Below are 13,153 nucleotides of genomic sequence, written 5' to 3' on the forward strand. Positions count from 1 at the left end.
TACGCTTCGCCTATTTGTGCTGTTCGAGAAGAAGTTTAAGCAGTTTGATGGCCGCTTCAGCGATCACCGTGCCGGGGCCGAAGACGCCCGCCACGCCGCGTTCGTAGAGGTAGTCGTAATCGCGTTCAGGAATGACGCCACCAGCGATCACCAGAATATCCTCGCGTCGCGCCTCCTTTAATCCTTCGACCACCTGCGGCACCAGCGTTTTGTGCCCACCAGCGAGGCTTGAAATGCCGACGATGTGCACGTCGTTGTCGAGCGCCTGCTGCACGATCTCCTCCGGCGTCTGGAAGAGCGGAGAAATATCGACGTCGAAGCCGATGTCGGCAAAGGCGGCGGCGATCACTTTTGCACCTCGATCGTGGCCGTCCTGGCCGACCTTGGACACCATGATGCGCGGGCGACGGCCTTCGTGTTCGGCGAAGGAATCGGCCAGTTTTTGTGCCTGTTCGAAAAGGGGATTGTCCTGCATCTGCGACTGGTATACGGTGGTGTTGAGGCTCGTGGTCGCGCGGTAGCGTCCGAAAACCTTTTCGAGTGCTGAGGAAATTTCGCCGAGCGTGGCTCGATTGCGGGCGGCCTCGACCGAGAGGGCGAGCAGGTTGCCTTCTCCGGTTTCAGCGCACCGTTCGAGCGCTTCGAGCGAGCGTTGCACCGCCTCGCCATCGCGCTTGCCTTTCACCTCTTTGAGCCGCGCGAGCTGCTGCTGAAGCACGGCGGTGTTATCAACTTCGAGCAGTTCGATTTCACTCTTGCTTTCGGTCCGGAATGCGTTGACGCCGACGATTGTTTCCTTGCCGCTGTCGATGCGTGCCTGCTTGCGCGTGGCGGCTTGTTCGATGCGCATCTTTGGCAACCCCTGCTCGATTGCCTTCACCATGCCGCCTGTGGCCTCGATCTCTTCGATAATCGTCCACGCTTTTTCGGCGAGCTGGCGCGTCAGCTCCTCGACGTAATAGGAGCCGCTCCACGGGTCAATCGCTTTGGTGATGTCGGTCTCTTCCTGTAAATAGAGCTGCGTGTTGCGGGCGATTCGCGCCGAAAAGACCGAGGGCAGGGCAATCGCTTCGTCGAGCGCGTTGGTGTGCAGCGACTGCGTGTGGCCGAGCGCGGCGGCCATTGCCTCGACGGTGGTGCGGGCGACGTTGTTGAACGGATCCTGCTCGGTGAGGCTCCAGCCAGAGGTCTGGCAGTGCGAGCGCAGCATGAGCGATTTCGGATTCTTCGGATTGAACTGCGCGACGATTTTCGACCAGAGCAGCCGCGCGGCACGGAGCTTGGCGATCTCCATGAAGTAGTTCATGCCGATGCCCCAGAAGAACGACAAACGCGGCGCGAAGGCGTCGATGTCGAGTCCGGCGGCAAGGCCCGTGCGGATGTACTCCAACCCGTCGGCCAGCGTGAAGGCGAGTTCAAGGTCGGCGGTCGCGCCTGCCTCCTGCATGTGGTAGCCTGAAATGCTGATCGAGTTGAACTTCGGCATCCGCTCGCTCGTGAACCGGAAGATGTCGGCGATGATCTTCATCGACGGTGCAGGCGGGTAGATGTAGGTGTTGCGCACCATGAACTCTTTGAGGATGTCGTTCTGGATGGTGCCGCTCAGCTTTTCCGGTGGGACGCCCTGCTCCTCGGCAGCCACGATGTAAAACGCCATTACCGGCAGCACCGCGCCGTTCATCGTCATCGAAACCGAGATGTCGTCGAGCGGAATGCCGTCGAAGAGAATCTTCATCTCCTCGACCGTGTCGATGGCTACGCCCGCCTTGCCGACGTCGCCGACGACGCGCGGATGGTCGGAGTCGTAGCCGCGATGGGTCGGCAGATCGAAGGCGACCGACAACCCTTTCTGCCCCGCCGCGAGGTTCTGGCGGTAGAAGCGGTTCGACTCCTCAGCGGTCGAAAAGCCCGCGTACTGCCGGATCGTCCACGGACGCGAGGTGTACATGCTGGCGTACGGCCCGGCGAGGAAGGGCGGAAATCCCGGCGCGAAGTCGGGCGTTGGTTCCGTCGGAGTGCCGTAGCTCGCGTGAACTGAAATGCCCTCCGGCGTTTCCCAAGCTTCACTGCTGGTACGAGGCGTTGCCGGGGCCGCTGCCACGAAAGGATCGATACGGGAAAAATCGGGTCTCATAGCACTCCTGTTTTCTTTTGCAGCGCAAGCAGGTCGGCGAAGGCGTCGCAGCCGGTGTAGATGAAGCGATCGAGTCCCGCCTGCAAAAGTTCGTCGGCCTGAGCCGGAGGTTTAGCGGCCATGATGACGACGCATTCGCGGTCAGCTTCGTGAATCGCTGCGCAGGCTTCCGGTATGGCGACGAAACTTTCTTCATCCGCCCAGCAGAGCACGACGATCTGTGGCTTGCCCGAAAGAATCGCTTCGCAGCTTCCGGGGGTGGCATCGAGCGTCACAGGAGGCAGCACCTCGAAGCCGCCGCTCCGCAGGAAATCCTCGGCGAAGGCGGCCACGCGCTGGCTTTTTGCGGGTTCGCCATGCAGCCACAAGGCGGCTCGTGGCGTCGAGCCTCCGGCGGCGGCGTGGGCGATTATGCGCATCCGGAGCTCTTCGTAGCTGTTGATTGCGGTTACGCCAAGGCGTTGCTGAACAGCCGTCACCACTTCGGGCGATGGTGGCACGGTGTAGCGGTTGATGCCGACCAATGTTCGGCGACGGGTGTCGATCTCTTTCTGGCGCACTTCAGCCGACGAGGTGATGAGCGAACTGATGAATCCGTTGGCTTCGGCCTCTCGGAGTCCGCCTTCGGCTTGGATTTTTACAAAAATCCTCCACGCTTCACGTCCGAGCTTTGAGGTCAAGGTCTCGATATAGTACGAACCGGCGGCCGGATCAACGACGTGATCGAGGGTTGACTCCTCTCTGAACAGCAGCTGGATGTTGCGTGCGATGCGGTCTGAAAACTCCGGTGAGAGCGATCCGGTCGGGTCGAATGGCGTTACTTGCAGGGTGTCGCAACCGCCGAGAATGGCTGAAAGCGCTTCGGTCGAGAGGCGCAGAATGTTCGTGTAGGGGTCGAGCACCGAAAAAGAGCGGCTTGACGCGCGCACGAACAGGCGCGGTTCGGGCATCGTTTCCGCTGGAACGCCCCATGCCCCGAGCAGTTGCGGCCAGATGGCGCGGAGCGCCCGCAGCTTTGCCAGCTCCGGCAGGTGGCTGGTCCCGCAGGCAACGACGATTTCGATGGCGGAAGCGGCCTTGGTGGTATCGACGCCCGCATCGGTCATGCGGTCGAGGCAGTCGCTGAGGCCGGCGAGAGCGAACGCCAGCTCCTGGGCGACGGTCGCGCCGTCATGGTGGAAGCGCACGGTATCGACGGCGATGGTGCGGAATTCCGATCCTGTTTTCTCCGCCGACGGCAGCGGCAGGTCGGCATCAGGATTCGCGAGCGCGTCGAAGAGAAGCGCACCGGAGTTCGAGGTGAAGCCTGGCAGCGTCGTGAGCGCTTCGAGCAGAGGAGTCGGCTCATCGATGAGTCCCGAAAAGTAGAATGCTATTTGCGACAGATCGATGTTCTTCAACACATCGAGCAACCGTTTTACTTCGGCTTTTTCCGGCGCCTTCTCGAATCGCAGTTCGATGGCATCCGCGCCTCCGGACACTGCGTCGCCGAGCAGCGCCGGATCGTCAAGAAGCCTCGTAACAGCAATCTGCTGGCAGATGCGCCAGCGGTTCGTCGAACGCCTGAACTGCACTGCAGACGCGGGCGCGGCGGTGTGGCGGTTATACCAGGGCTCCATCTCGAAGCCGTCAGGCGTCTTCCAGACAACTTTCGAGTAGCCTGCGCCCTTCAGTTCATCGAGCACTTTGGACTTCCACTGCGCGTGATCGATGGCAGGAAATCCGGAAAACAGCGATTCAGTATCGTTCATCGGTCAGGGGGTTCAAGTGTCTCAACGTTGCGTCCAGTTATCAATGATTCCGGCGATACGGCTTTTCAATTCGAGCGGGTGAGCAACCATATCGACGTAGCCTTTTGACTGAAGCCAGCCGGTTGTCTGGAACTCCTTCGAGGTTTTTTTGCCGGTGTACTGCTCGATGACGCGCTTGCCGGAAAAGCCGATGTTGCCCGCGTTGTGCTCGAAAATCCGGATGCCGCGCGAGCCGAAGCCGATGGCCACGCCGCCGAGTGTCGGGTCGGTGACGATGGTGATGAGCGGAAGTCCTGCCTGTTCGACGAGCGAGAGCGCCAGATGAATCTTCGGAATGCTCACCATTGAGGAGCACCCTTCGTGCATTCGCGCGCCGCCACCTGCCGCCTGGATGATGAGCGGGCGGCGCTTCTCGATTGCGATTTTCGCGGCTCGCCAAACCTTTTCGCCGGTGGACATGCAGAACGAGCCGCCGAGAAAGCCGAAGCTGGTCGCGCACAGCACAACCTCGCGTCCGTCAACCGTGCCGTCGCCGGTGATGAGCGCCGTTGTTATGCCGTTTTTTACGCGCTCCTCGCGCAGCTTGTCGGCATAGTCCGGGAACTCCAGAATGTCGCGGTCGATGATGTAGCGCGTCTCCGGGTGCTTCGCGAATGAGCCGCAGTCGAGGAGCAGGCCGATGTAGTCATGCGCGCTCAGGCGGGTGTAGCGCACGCCACAGGTGTCGCAGATGAAGTTGTCGGCCAGCAGTTTTTTGTACAGCACCGGATCGATAATTTCCCGTTTGTGCTCGTTCCGGCAATGCTTGTGGCGTTTGATGAAGAGTCCCTTTTTTGGTGCCGGGATGAAGCATGAAACCGGCTTTTCGTAAGCTGTGATGGCTTCTTCGGTGGTTTCATTCCACTCGCCGATCTTCTCCCACCGCTCGATACGCCGCTGCTGAAGCGAGTCGAGCGGGGCTTTGCCGAACGCCTCGATCCGGCGACCGACAACTTCGCGGAACGATTCGAGCGCCTCGGCGGGGAAGCGATGCGCCGGGCCTGCCGGTTCGCCAATCAGCTCGTCCACGATGCCGTTGCTGAATCCCTCCTTCGAGGTGATTTGCGAAATCTCGGCCGCGAGGTTCGCCTTGTCGCGCGTGCGAAACAGGATCGACGAGCAGGCTTCAGGCGAGATGACGAGGTAGGTCGAGTACTCCATCGCGAGCACGGCGTCGCAGCCGGTGAGGGCGATGGCTCCTCCACTGCATCCGCGGTTGATGATGACCGAGATGGTCGGCACGGTCGCCTCGGCGAGCGCCTGCATGCAGCGCCCGATTTTCCATGCGATTCCACCAGCCTCTGACTCTTCGGTCGGGTCGGCTCCGGCCGTGTCAATTACCGTGATGATCGTGCGGCCTTCGCGCTCGGCGATGTCGATGGCCTCGATCGCCTTGTCGAACGCAGCCGGGGTCGGCATGCCCTGGTTCCAGCGGCGCATTTCATCCTGATCCTGCATGATTCGGGTCAGCTCCACGAAGTCGGAGGTCGGCCCAGACTGCTGGCCGATCAGCATCACCGGCCAAGCCTTTCCACTGCGATGCAGGTCGGCGCGGTGGGTCTGGATCAGGCGACTGCCGTGAAGATCGTTTGCAAGGCACTCCTCCACGTTGTCGAAAACCGCCAGGTAGTCGAGGTATTTCGGACGTTCGGGGTGAAACGAGAGCTGGTATTTTTCGTATTCCGACAGCCGTTCGATTGATTTGGCGCTGTAGCTGAACCCGTTGGTTTTCTCGAAAGGCAGGAAGAAGTGTTTCACGATTGTTGACTGGGTTGATGGGGAGACTTCGGTTCCACGTATTCCACAAGAACATGGCTGGTCTGGCGAGGATGGAGAAAGACGATCCGTTTGTCGTTCGCGCCCTCCGACGGCTCGCCGAGCGGCGTCAGGCCAAGCCCGGCGGCACGCTCGGTTTCGCGGTTGAGGTCGTCCGTCGCCAAGGCGATATGGTGCATCCCTTCGCCGTTTTTCGACAGGAATTTAGCAATTGCGCCATCGTCGCCAAGCGGTTCGAGCAGTTCGATTTTGGTCTGGCCGACAGGAATGAAGGCTACGCGCACCTTCTCTGCCGGAACCTCGTGGATGGTCACGCTTGAGCGCTCGCAGCCCAGCACGGCGACAAAGGTGTCGACCGCGCTGTTGAGGTCCTGGACGGCGATGGCGATGTGGTCGATCCGGTCGATCATGAGTTCAGTTTCAGGTTGACGATTTTGCGTAGCCGATGGTCTGGAGCGCCTCTTTGATTTCGTCGAGGATGGCCGGATCGTCGATGGTCGGCGGCATGGTGTACTCTTCGCTGTTGGCGATTTTGCGCATCGTGGCTCGCAGGATTTTCCCCGAGCGGGTTTTGGGCAGGCGCTTGACGATGATCGCCTGCTTGAACGAGGCGACCGGGCCGATGTTCTCGCGCACGTACTCGATGACATGCTTGACGATCATCTCCGGCGGTGTATCGACGCCCGACTTGAGCACGAGGAAGCCGAGCGGCACTTCGCCCTTGAGGTCGTCATGGACGCCGATGACCGCGCTTTCGGCGACGTCCGGGTGTTCGCACAGTTCAGCCTCGATGGCCCCGGTCGAGAGGCGATGGCCTGCGACGTTGATGATGTCGTCCGTCCGCGACATGATGTAGATGTAACCATCCTCGTCGATGTAACCCGCGTCGCTGGTCTGGTAGTAGCCGGGGAAGTTCTGCATGTAGCTCTCGACGAAGCGCAGGTCGGCTCGCCAGAGCGTGGTCATCGTCCCCGGAGGCAACGGCAGCTTGACGACGATGTCGCCCATCGTGCCGGGCGGCAGCTCTTCGTGCGCCTCGTTGAGCACCTTGACGTCGTAGCCTGGTACTGCCTTCGATGCGGAACCGTACTTGACCGGGCCGGGCTCGATGCCCTGGCAGTTGGCCGCGATGGCCCAGCCGGTTTCGGTCTGCCACCAGTGGTCGATTACCGGAACCTGCAAGTGGTTCTCCGCCCAGCGCACGGTGTCGGGGTCGGCGCGTTCACCGGCGAGGAAGAGCGTCCGGAAGTTCGAGAAGTTGTAGCGCTTGATGTACTTGCCGTCGGGATCCTCCTTCTTGATCGCGCGGAACGCAGTCGGCGCCGTGAAGAGCACCGAGACGTCGTGCTCGCTGATAATGCGCCAGAAAGTGCCGGGATCGGGTGTGCCGACCGGCTTGCCCTCGAACACAATCGTCGTGCAACCGTGCAGCAGCGGCGCATAGACGATGTAGGAGTGACCGACCACCCAGCCGACGTCGCTGGCCGCCCAGAACACCTCGCCCGGCTTGACGTTGTAGACGCTCTCCATCGACCACTTCATTGCCACCATGTGGCCGCCGTTGTCGCGCACGATGCCCTTCGGCTGGCCGGTGGTGCCGGAGGTGTAAAGAATATAGAGCGGGTCGGTCGATTCCACCGGCGTGCACTGCGCCGGCGCGACGCCGAGCAGCGCCTGCTTCCAGGTCAGGTCGCGCTCCTCGTTCAGCTCCGCCTTGAGCTGCTCGCGCTGGTGGATGATGCAGATTTCTGGCTTGAAGTGCGCCAGCTCGATGGCGAAGTCGAGCAGGCGTTTGTAGTCGATGATTTTGCCGTGCTCGATGCCGCAGGAGGCCGAAACGATCACCTTGGGCTTGCAGTCGTCGATGCGTACGGCAAGCTCGTGCGAGGCGAAGCCGCCGAAAACCACCGAGTGAATCGCGCCAAGCCGGGCGCAGGCGAGCATCGCCACGAGCGCTTCGGGAATCATCGGCATGTAGATAATCACCCTGTCGCCCTTGCGCACGCCGCGCGCCTGAAGCGCTCCGGCGAAGAGTGCCACCTTGTCGCGGAACTCGCGGTAGGTGAACTTTTCGATGGTGCCGGTGACGGGGCTGTCGTAGATGACCGCGGTCAGGTTGCCGTTGCCCTCATCCACATGCCGGTCGAGGGCGTTGTAGCAGGTGTTGGTCACGCCGCCTGCGAACCAGCGGTAGAAAGGCGGATTCGAGTCGTCGAGCACCTTGTTCCACCGTTTGTACCAGTGGAAATCTTCGGCAAGTTCGCCCCAGAACTGTTCCGGGTTTTCGATCGATTGGCGGTGAGTCTCGTTATAGGATGGTGACATACTGCAAGCCCCCTTGAACTATGGAGTTAATGATGGGATGAACGCAATGGAGTGCCGTGTGCAGGGCGGGTGCGGGAATCGATGCTTTGGTGGAGTCCGCATATCCTGATGCAGGAGTGGATGAAACTGTTCTTTGAATGGTAACAAAAATAACCCGTTACTCAATGCCATTGCGAGTTTCCGGATCATTCAGCGCATGGTCGATGGGCGTGAGCTTCTCGAAGAGTTCTATCAGCCCTTCCACCGTCAGCGCCTCCGCTCGCAACTTCAGTGTCTCTGCCGGAACTTCCGAGGTGTTGTAATACTCCTTCAGGTTGTTCCAGAGCGTTTTCCTGCGTTGATGGAACGCGCGGCGGACGAAGGTTCTGAACCCTTCGCTGTCTTCGACCGGGTTCTGAGCTTTCGGCACCAGGCGGATGACCGCGCTGTCCACCTCCGGGCGGGGTTTGAAGACAGCCCTTCCTACCTTGAAGAGATACTTGACATCACAGAATGCCTGCATCTGCACGGCGAGGATACCGTACTCCTTCGTACCGGGCACGGCGGTGATGCGCTGGGCCACTTCGTGCTGCATCATCAGCGTGGCCGATTCGATCAAATGCCGGTTGTCGAGCAGCCGGAACAGAATCGGGCTGGTGATGGAGTAGGGAATGTTGCCGAGCACAGCAAGTTTGCCACTGCCCGTGAGTGGTTCGAGCGGCACCTTGAGGAAGTCGCCCTCGATGAGATTGATCTCCGGGTGCTCCTCGCGGATGAATCGCGCCAACTCCGGGTCTTTTTCGATGGCGGTGAATGACGGCATCACTTCGAGGATCGCGGTGCTGAGTGCGCCGAAGCCAGGGCCAATCTCAAGTACGAGGTCGCCCTCCTTAATGCCCGATTCGCGGACAATCTTCCTCGGGATGTTCTTGTCCAGCAGGAAGTTTTGGCCCAATTTTTTTTTTGCCGCTATATGCGTATGCTTATATTCAACTTTCGTCATCGGCCTGTGCTCTGGAATCGCAACTCGATAAGTGGGCAGAGGTTAACCCGGAGGTCATCCGGGTCCTGCATAAGTTTTTCTAATCTAAGGTATTCTGTCATTAATGGGAGAGAAAAATATCGTCGAGGAGACCGAGAAGTACGCTTCCCGGGGCAACAAGGCTACCCGCACGGGATTCGGTGAAGCGCTGCTCGAAGCCGGACGCGAAAACCCTTCGGTTGTCGCGCTTTGCGCCGACCTGACTGGCTCGCTGAACATGAACCTCTTCCGCAAAGAGTTTCCGGAACGCTTCATCCAGACCGGTATTGCCGAGGCGAACATGATTTCGATGGCCGCCGGTCTTGCTACCACCGGCAAAACGCCTGTGGCTTCGACCTTCGCTGTTTTTGCTACCGGCCGCGTGTTCGACCAGATCCGCCAGTCGGTCTGCTATTCGAATCTCAACGTTAAAATCTGCGCATCGCACGCCGGCCTGACGCTCGGCGAGGACGGTGCGACCCACCAGATTCTTGAAGATATCGGTCTGATGCGCAGTCTTCCGCGCATGACTGTTGTCGTACCGTGCGACTACAGCGAAACCAAACGTGCCACCAAGGCGATCATCGAGCACGAAGGCCCGGTTTATCTCCGCTTCGGCCGTCCGAATGTCCCGGACTTCACCTCCGACGAGGATGGGTTCGAGCTCGGCAAGTCTATCGAGCTGCATCCCGGCAAGGATGTGACCGTCATCGCTTGCGGCATCATGGTCTGGAAAGCGCTCGAAGCGGCGCGGATCCTCGAAAAGGAGGGCGTTTCGGTGCGCGTCATCAACATGCACACCATCAAGCCGATCGACACGCTGGCCATCGTCCGCGCGGCTCACGACACCGGCGCGATCGTCACCGCCGAGGAGCACCAGATGTACACCGGTCTCGGTGAAGCTGTGGCCAACGTCTGCGCCCGCAACATTCCGGTGCCGATCGAAATGGTCGCTGTCGAGGACTCCTTCGGCGAGTCCGGCAAGCCGGACGATCTGCTCCGCAAGTACAAACTGACCACCGAGGATATTCTGGAGAAGATTTACCTGGTGCTCAGAAGAAAAGATTAAATAATGGGGAACAGGTCTTGCAGGAATCCCGCAAGACTTTTTTGAAATACCGGAGCCTGATGTCATAAAAAGCTGTCAGGCTCTGACTTTTCAGACAGTTCCCGCACTACAGGAGAATGAATCATGGCGATGCCAAATTTCGGTGATATGATGAAGCAGCTTCAGGAGGCTGGAGCGAAGATGCAGGATGTCCAGAAGCAGCTTGAAAAGCTCGTTTCCGAGGGGGAAGCCGGCGGCGGCATGGTCAAGGCGAAAGTCAACGGGCGGCAGAAGCTGCTCGAACTCTCCATCGACCCGGAGATTATGGACGATGTCGATATGGTGCAGGATCTTGTTGTCGCTGCCGTGAACAAGGCGCTTGACGCTTCGGCGCAGCTCGCGCAGAACGAGATTCAGAAGGCGGCTGGCGGTATGATCAACCCGGCCGATCTGCTGAAACAGTTCGGCGGTCAGGGATAAGCGGGTTATTTCATGCGTTACAGCTCAGGAGCCGTCGAGGCGCTCATCGAAGAGTTTGCCAAACTGCCCGGTATTGGCCGGAAGACCGCACAGCGCCTGACGATGCATGTGCTGCAGGAGAGGCGCGGAGAGGTTGAAAAACTTGCGGCTGCCCTGATCGACGTCAAAGAGAAGGTGGTGCGCTGCTCGATCTGCCAGAACATCACCGATCTCGGCACCGACCCCTGCCTGCTCTGCACCTCAACAGGTCGTGACCGCTCGGTCATCTGTGTTGTCGAATCGCCCACAGAAGTGCTCGCCTTTGAAAAAACAGGTCATTACAAAGGACTGTACCACGTGCTGCACGGGGTGATTTCGCCGCTCGACGGCGTTGGTCCCGACGACATCAAAGTGCGTGAACTGCTGGCTCGAATCAGCCCTGATTCGGAGGGCGGGGTTCGTGAGGTGGTACTGGCGCTCAATCCCACGGTCGAGGGGGAAACGACCTCGCTCTATATCAGCAAACTGCTCAAACCACTCGGCATCAACGTCACCAGAATCGCCAGAGGAATTCCGGTGGGTGCCGAGCTTGAATTCATCGACGAAGCGACCCTTTCGCGGGCGATGGATGGGCGGTCGGCCGTCTGAGAATCTCGATGGCTACTTAAAGAAAAAGCTATTCAGTTAATTTGAGTGATGAACGGAAAGAATAAAAAGGTACTGATTCTCGGCGGAGGTCTTGCCGGCCTGACCGCGGCAAAGCGACTCGTTGACCGCGGATTTGAGGTCAAGGTGCTTGAGAAGCGCTCCATTTACGGTGGCAAGGTTTCAGCCTGGAAAGATGACGAGGGTGACTGGATTGAATCCGGCACCCACTGTTTTTTCGGTGCCTACAACGTGCTCTACGATCTCATGAAAGAGATCAAAACGTACCACGCCGTCGACTGGAAGCAGCACCAGCTTACCTACACGCTTGAAGGGGGCAACAACTTCACGTTCAACACCTGGGATCTGCCCAGCCCGCTGCACCTTTTGCCGGCGATCATCAAGAATGGCTATTTCACTTTCGGCGAAATGGCTTCGTTCTCCAAATCGCTCATTCCGCTGGCGTTGCAGAAAGCCAACTATCCGCCGACGCAGGATCATGTGACCTTTGCGCAGTGGGCCGAAGAGAAGAAGTTCGGCAAGCGTCTGATGGACAAGATGTTCCGTCCGATGGCGCTCGCACTCAAGTTCATTCCGCCGGAGGAGATTTCAGCCAAGATCATTCTCGACGTTACCGAGACCTTCTACCGCATCCCGGATTCTTCCTGCATGGGCTTTCTGAAAGGCTCCCCGCAGGAGTACCTCCATGATCCGTTGGTGGCGCACTCGCGCAACAAGGGCGCGGTGTTCCAGAGCCAGTCACCGGTGGACGAACTGCTCTTCGACGGTAAACAGATTCGCGGTGTGCAGTTGCGCAACGGCGAGATTCTCGATGCTGATTACTACCTGACTGCGTTGCCAATTCACGATCTGTGCAAGGTGTTGCCGTCGTCGCTCAAGCAGCACGACCGCTTTTTCGGTAATCTCGACAAACTCGAAGGAGTACCGGTCATTTCGGCGCAGATCTGGTACGACCGTGAGATCTCTTCGATCGATAACGTCCTTTTCAGCCCTGATGGCATCATTCCGGTGTACGCCAACCTGGCTCGTACCACGCCCGATTACCGCACCCTGCGCGGCGAGCGCTTCGAGGGCAAGACGCGCTTCGAGTTCTGCGTTGCGCCTGCCAGGGAGCTGATGGGGCTGAACAAAGAGGAGATCATCGACAGGGTTGACCGCAGTGTGCGCGCCAACTTCCCGAAAGAGACGCAGGGCGCCAAAATTCTGAAATCCACACTGGTCAAGATTCCGCATTCGGTTTATGCGCCGCTGCCGGGCATGGAGGTCTATCGCCCGACGCAGAAAACGCCGGTGAGCAACCTGTTCATTTCCGGCGGCTACTCGCAGCAGCTCTACTACGATTCCATGGGCGGCGCAGTCATGAGCGCTAACCTGGCCGTCGATGCGCTCATGAAGGCGGCCGGTGAAAATGGGTGACAGGTGACGAGCTGGAAAACTTTTCGACGGAATGGAAAAGTTGTTCTTTTTCTCATCTAAATTATTATCTTTGCTGACCTGATTGAATGACCCAAAAGGTCGGCAGGCCCTTGTAGCTCAGTGGATAGAGCAGCAGTTTCCGGAACTGAAGGTCGGCAGTTCGAATCTGTCCAAGGGCGCAAGGTTCATCAGGACACCATCGGGGTGTGGCTCAGCTGGTAGAGTGCTGCGTTCGGGACGCAGAGGTCGTGGGTTCGAGTCCCGCCACCCCGACACAAAGGCGGTTACAGCAGGTACTGTAGCCGCCTTTTTCTTTTTCTCCTATCCTTCAGGATTCCTTTTTTTCTCGCCTTCCAGCGCATGCGCCAGCTTGCATCACGACTGCACCTTTTCTACGGGAAGTGGCGATTGTTATTGGTTTTGTAACAATAACCCGCTGTATATTCCGACCAGCCAGACTCCAGGTATTTTTGCGAATAATTGCCCGCCAAATGAATGTGCGTCTTCCATTCCTGTCGTCCCGGTTTTTCAAGCGATGT

The 13,153-nt window shown here is 59.0% G+C and carries 10 protein-coding genes and 2 tRNA genes; 6 read left to right on the forward strand and 6 right to left on the reverse strand.

Translation table 11 applies throughout. The annotated features are described in order from the left end of the window. Positions 1 to 10: 10 nt before the first annotated feature. The 6 genes from scpA to rsmA all read right to left on the reverse strand — a co-directional run bounded on the left by scpA (position 11) and on the right by rsmA (position 9,007). Positions 11 to 2,134, reverse strand: a complete 2,124-nt coding sequence (gene scpA / locus CPAR_RS04250) for a methylmalonyl-CoA mutase (protein ID WP_012502076.1) — start codon at positions 2,132 to 2,134, stop codon at positions 11 to 13. Then, complete coding sequence (locus CPAR_RS04255; protein ID WP_012502077.1) at positions 2,131 to 3,885, reverse strand: methylmalonyl-CoA mutase family protein; 1,755 nt, start codon at positions 3,883 to 3,885, stop codon at positions 2,131 to 2,133. Before CPAR_RS04255 ends, scpA begins: the two co-directional genes overlap by 4 nt. Positions 3,886 to 3,906: 21 nt before the next feature. Next, positions 3,907 to 5,682 (reverse strand): carboxyl transferase domain-containing protein, encoded by a 1,776-nt coding sequence (locus CPAR_RS04260; RefSeq protein WP_012502078.1) that lies wholly within the window; start codon positions 5,680 to 5,682, stop codon positions 3,907 to 3,909. Continuing rightward, positions 5,679 to 6,110 (reverse strand): methylmalonyl-CoA epimerase, encoded by a 432-nt coding sequence (gene mce, locus CPAR_RS04265; RefSeq protein ID WP_012502079.1) that lies wholly within the window; start codon positions 6,108 to 6,110, stop codon positions 5,679 to 5,681. Before mce ends, CPAR_RS04260 begins: the two co-directional genes overlap by 4 nt. 10 nt (positions 6,111 to 6,120) lie before the next feature. Continuing rightward, complete coding sequence (locus CPAR_RS04270; protein ID WP_012502080.1) at positions 6,121 to 8,025, reverse strand: propionyl-CoA synthetase; 1,905 nt, start codon at positions 8,023 to 8,025, stop codon at positions 6,121 to 6,123. A gap of 157 nt (positions 8,026 to 8,182) precedes the next feature. Further along, entirely contained in the window at positions 8,183 to 9,007 is an 825-nt protein-coding gene (rsmA, locus tag CPAR_RS04275; RefSeq protein ID WP_012502081.1) for a 16S rRNA (adenine(1518)-N(6)/adenine(1519)-N(6))-dimethyltransferase RsmA, read from the reverse strand. 103 nt (positions 9,008 to 9,110) lie between these two features. Here rsmA and CPAR_RS04280 point away from each other — a divergent pair, with 103 nt between their 5' ends. The 6 genes from CPAR_RS04280 to CPAR_RS04305 all read left to right on the forward strand — a co-directional run bounded on the left by CPAR_RS04280 (position 9,111) and on the right by CPAR_RS04305 (position 12,887). Next, complete coding sequence (locus CPAR_RS04280) at positions 9,111 to 10,094, forward strand: transketolase family protein (protein WP_012502082.1); 984 nt, start codon at positions 9,111 to 9,113, stop codon at positions 10,092 to 10,094. Between the two features lie 123 nt (positions 10,095 to 10,217). After that, positions 10,218 to 10,553, forward strand: coding sequence for a YbaB/EbfC family nucleoid-associated protein (locus tag CPAR_RS04285; RefSeq protein ID WP_012502083.1), 336 nt, complete (start codon positions 10,218 to 10,220; stop codon positions 10,551 to 10,553). A gap of 12 nt (positions 10,554 to 10,565) precedes the next feature. Further along, entirely contained in the window at positions 10,566 to 11,180 is a 615-nt protein-coding gene (gene recR / locus CPAR_RS04290) for a recombination mediator RecR (RefSeq protein ID WP_012502084.1), read from the forward strand. Positions 11,181 to 11,228: 48 nt separating this feature from the next. Then, positions 11,229 to 12,614, forward strand: a complete 1,386-nt coding sequence (locus CPAR_RS04295) for an FAD-dependent oxidoreductase (RefSeq protein ID WP_012502085.1) — start codon at positions 11,229 to 11,231, stop codon at positions 12,612 to 12,614. 106 nt (positions 12,615 to 12,720) lie between these two features. Continuing rightward, positions 12,721 to 12,793, forward strand: a tRNA-Arg gene (locus tag CPAR_RS04300). Positions 12,794 to 12,814: 21 nt separating this feature from the next. Continuing rightward, positions 12,815 to 12,887, forward strand: a tRNA-Pro gene (locus CPAR_RS04305). Positions 12,888 to 13,153 lie beyond the last annotated feature (266 nt).

It is taken from the genome of Chlorobaculum parvum NCIB 8327, from assembly GCF_000020505.1.
Lineage (GTDB): Bacteria > Bacteroidota > Chlorobiia > Chlorobiales > Chlorobiaceae > Chlorobaculum > Chlorobaculum parvum_A.

Bases quoted from the DNA above. Each gene is read 5' to 3' on its own strand.
- scpA (WP_012502076.1), bottom strand. From the start codon at position 2,134: ATGAGACCCGATTTTTCCCGTATCGATCCTTTCGTGGCAGCGGCCCCG.
- CPAR_RS04255 (WP_012502077.1), bottom strand. From the start codon at position 3,885: ATGAACGATACTGAATCGCTGTTTTCCGGATTTCCTGCCATCGATCAC.
- mce (WP_012502079.1), bottom strand. From the start codon at position 6,110: ATGATCGACCGGATCGACCACATCGCCATCGCCGTCCAGGACCTCAAC.
- CPAR_RS04270 (WP_012502080.1), bottom strand. From the start codon at position 8,025: ATGTCACCATCCTATAACGAGACTCACCGCCAATCGATCGAAAACCCG.
- rsmA (WP_012502081.1), bottom strand. From the start codon at position 9,007: ATGACGAAAGTTGAATATAAGCATACGCATATAGCGGCAAAAAAAAAA.
- CPAR_RS04280 (WP_012502082.1), top strand. From the start codon at position 9,111: ATGGGAGAGAAAAATATCGTCGAGGAGACCGAGAAGTACGCTTCCCGG.
- CPAR_RS04285 (WP_012502083.1), top strand. From the start codon at position 10,218: ATGGCGATGCCAAATTTCGGTGATATGATGAAGCAGCTTCAGGAGGCT.
- recR (WP_012502084.1), top strand. From the start codon at position 10,566: ATGCGTTACAGCTCAGGAGCCGTCGAGGCGCTCATCGAAGAGTTTGCC.
- CPAR_RS04295 (WP_012502085.1), top strand. From the start codon at position 11,229: ATGAACGGAAAGAATAAAAAGGTACTGATTCTCGGCGGAGGTCTTGCC.